This is a genomic window from Candidatus Methylomirabilota bacterium, assembly GCA_035260325.1.
Taxonomy (GTDB): Bacteria; Methylomirabilota; Methylomirabilia; order Rokubacteriales; family CSP1-6; genus AR19.
In genome coordinates this window covers 1-3,257 of sequence record DATFVL010000027.1, presented here as the reverse complement: position 1 = coordinate 3,257, position 3,257 = coordinate 1, and the positions used below count along the sequence as shown (strand labels likewise).

General features: G+C 72.8%; 3 protein-coding genes. 2 read left to right on the top strand and 1 reads right to left on the bottom strand.

Annotation, left to right across the window (positions count from 1 at the left end; all coding sequences use genetic code 11):
- Window positions 1-421: class I SAM-dependent methyltransferase (locus tag VKG64_01850; GenBank protein HKB23770.1), on the bottom strand; the 421-nt coding region annotated here is incomplete at its 3' end.
- A 545-nt stretch (window positions 422-966) separates the two neighbouring features.
- On the opposite strand from VKG64_01850, the gene VKG64_01845 reads away from it, so the two are divergent.
- Together VKG64_01845 and VKG64_01840 are read left to right on the top strand one after the other, a co-directional pair.
- On the top strand, window positions 967-2,085 hold the full coding sequence (locus VKG64_01845) for a glycosyltransferase (protein ID HKB23769.1): 1,119 nt from the start codon (window positions 967-969) through the stop codon (window positions 2,083-2,085).
- On the top strand, window positions 2,037-3,257 hold a 1,221-nt coding region (locus VKG64_01840; protein ID HKB23768.1), incomplete at its 3' end, for an exopolysaccharide biosynthesis polyprenyl glycosylphosphotransferase. The genes VKG64_01845 and VKG64_01840, both read left to right, overlap by 49 nt.

Sequence of the window (3,257 nt, the reverse complement as noted above, 5' to 3'; positions counted from 1 at the left end):
CCAGGGGTAGCGTGACCTCCAGCGCGAGCTTCAGCACGCCGTACGCCGGCCGCCACTGGGTCGCGCGGGCGAGCGCCGGCCAACCGCGCTCGCGAAGGAGACTCGCGAGGCTCCAGAGGTAGTAGCGCGGCTTCGCCTGGTGCCAGCACCAGGCGACTCGCCCGCCCGCCAGGCGCACCGCGCGCTCCAGCGTGACCGGCGTGAAGTGCGAGAGGTGACGTGGCAGCTCGAGCCCCGACCACGCGCCGCCGAACAGCGTCGCGCCCAGACCGCCCGCGTTCGGCACCTCGACGATCAGCAGCCCGCCGGGCGCGAGCCACCCGAGCATGCGCCGGAGCACCGCGACCGGATCGGGGACGTGCTCGAGAACGTGGAACGCGGTCACGACGTCGAATCGCGCCGGGGCGAACGGGGCGGCGATCGCGTCGCCGACGTAGACCTCGTCGGTGAAGCGCCGCGCGCACGCGCGCGGCGGAGCCCCTGAACGGGATCCGCGGTGACGGCTCCTGGTGACGCGGGTAGTGGTCGGGGTAGCAGGCCGCCAGCGAGTCGTCGCGCACGCGGGGCCGCTGGTAGAGGAATCCGCAGCCGCGGCAGCGCGCCACCGTGTAGAGGCCGGGGACGGCGAAGGCGCGGTCGGGCGTGGTCCAGACGGGCTCGGCCCCGGCGTCGCCGCAGAGAGGGCACGGGGTCTCGACGGTCGGCAGCGGTCTCATCGCGCGCGCGGAGCGCCCTCCTGGGAGGACTGGCGAGCCGCCAAGACCTTATCAGACACCCCCGAAGCGCCTCAAGGTCCCTCCTCGCTCGCACCCGCGGTGAGGGGCTCGCGGCGCGCCGGTGGTAGTATGAACGGGTGCGCACCCTCGTCACCGGCACGGATCTCCTCGGGGATTGGCGACAGCGCATCCAGTCACGCGTCAGGTAGGCGCCGCCGGCGCGGCCCCCTCGCCCGCGGGCGCGGCCCGGGTGGCGCTCGTGCACGACTGGCTCACGGGCATGCGGGGCGGCGAGCGCTGTCTCGAGGTGCTCTGCGAGCTGTTTCCGAAGGCCCCGCTCTTCACGCTTCTGCACGTGCCGGGCAGCGTGACGCCCATCATCGAAGACCGGCGGATCGTCACCTCCTTCGTCCAGCGCCTGCCGCGCGCGGCGGAGCGTTACCGGTACGCCCTGCCGCTGTTCCCGCTGGCGATCCGGCGGTTCGACCTCCGCGGCTACGACCTGATCGTTTCGATGAGCCACTGCGTGGCCAAGGGTGTGCGGACGCCGCCGGGCGCGCTCCACCTCTCGTACTGCTTCTCGCCCATGCGGTACATCTGGGAGCGCTACGACGACTACTTCGTCCACGGCCGCGGTCTGGCGATGCGGGCACTCATGCCGCCCGTGGCGGCCGCGCTCCGCCGCTGGGACCGCGGGACCGACTCCGTGCACAGCTTCGTCGCGATCTCGCGCTACAGCGCCGACAGGATCCGGCGCGCGTACGGCCGCGCCGCCGACGTGATCCATCCGCCGGTGGACGTCCAGCGCTTCGCGCCCGCCACCGAGACGGACGACTACTACCTCGTCGTCTCGGCCCTCGCGCCGTACAAGCGTGTGGACCTCGCGGTGGAGGCGGCGAACCGGCTCCGGCGGCGCCTGCTCGTGGTCGGGACCGGGCCCGAGGCGGCGCGCCTCGCGGGGCTCGCGGGGCCGACCGTGAGCTTCCTCGGCTGGCGGTCCGACGCGGAGGTCGCGCGGCTCTACGCGCGCTGCCGCGCGCTCCTGTTCCCGGGGGTGGAGGACTTCGGGATCACGCCGCTCGAGGCGGCCGCCGCCGGCCGGCCGACGATCGCGCTGGCGCAGGGCGGCGCGCTCGAGACGCTGGTGGGGCTTCACGGGAGCGAGCCCCCCACCGCCGTGTTCTTCTCGGAACAAACGGTCGACGCGCTCGTCGCGGCGATCCGCGCCTTCGAGGCGGCCGAGGACCGGTTTGACCCGAAGGCGCTGCGCGCGCGCGCCGAGCTCTTCGACCGGCCCGTGTTCAAACGGCGGCTCCTCGAGTGGATCGACGCGCGCTGGCGCGAGTTCCGGGCGAGGCGGGCGTGCTGAAGGCCCACTCGCGGCTCTTCGAGCACCTCATGCTCGCGGGCGACCTCCTGCTCATCGCCCTCTGCTGGGTGCTCGCGTACGGGGTCCGGTTCCATCTGATGACCGCGCCCGGCCTGCCGCCGTTCCGCGACTACGCGCTGCAGCTCGTCCCGATCCTCCTCGTCTGGGGCTTCTCGTTCCGGGCCTTCGACCTCTACCGGCCGAGCCGCCTGGGCTCGTACCTCTCGGAGTGGCTCGACGTCGCGAAGGCCTCGACGCTCGGCGTGCTGGTCCTCGTCGCGATCATGACCTTCGCCTTCCGGGGGTACGAGTATTCACGTGTGGCGATCGCGTTCTTCTGGGCGGCGTCGATCGTCGCGGTGAGCTTCTCGCGCGCGGTGTTCCGCGAGGCGCTCCGCGTCGCGCGCCGCCGGGGCTACAACCAGCGCTACGCGATCGTCGTCGGGGGCGGGGAGCCGGCCGCGGAGGTGCTGGGCGTCCTCAAGCGGCGCCCGGACGTCGGCATCCGCGTGCTCGGTCTCCTGTCCGACAAGGCCGACGCGCCCGGGCTCGACGCGCCGCGGCTGGGTGGGCTCGACGAGATCCGGAGCGTGCTCGACCGCCAGCAGGTGGACATCGTGTTCATCGCGCTGCCGCACGGCGACTATCCGCGCCTCGCCGCCGTCCTCAACGAGATCGGCGACGACCCCGTGGCGATCCAGTTCGTCCCCGACGTGTTCGGCCTGGCGTCGCTCCGGGGCGGCGTCGAGGAGTTCGAGACAATTCCGTTCATCAACCTCGGATCACCACTCTACGGCTGGAACCGCGTGCTCAAGCGGGGCTTCGACCTGGCTTTCGGCTCGGCGGCGCTGCTCGCCGCCGTGCCGGTCATGCTCCTCGTCGCGGTCGGGCTCAAGCTCATGTCGCCCGGGCCCGTGCTCTACCGGCAGGAGCGCATGGGCCTGGACGGGCGCCGATTCCAGATGCTCAAGTTCCGCACGATGCAGGTAAACGCCGAGCGGGAGACGGGGCCTGTCTGGGCGCGCCCCGACGACCCGCGGCGCACGGCGTTCGGCGCCTTTCTCCGGCGCTGGAGCCTCGACGAGCTGCCGCAGCTCTGGAACGTGCTGAAGGGGGAGATGAGCCTGGTCGGGCCGCGCCCCGAGCGTCCGAGCTTCGTCGAGCAGTTCCGC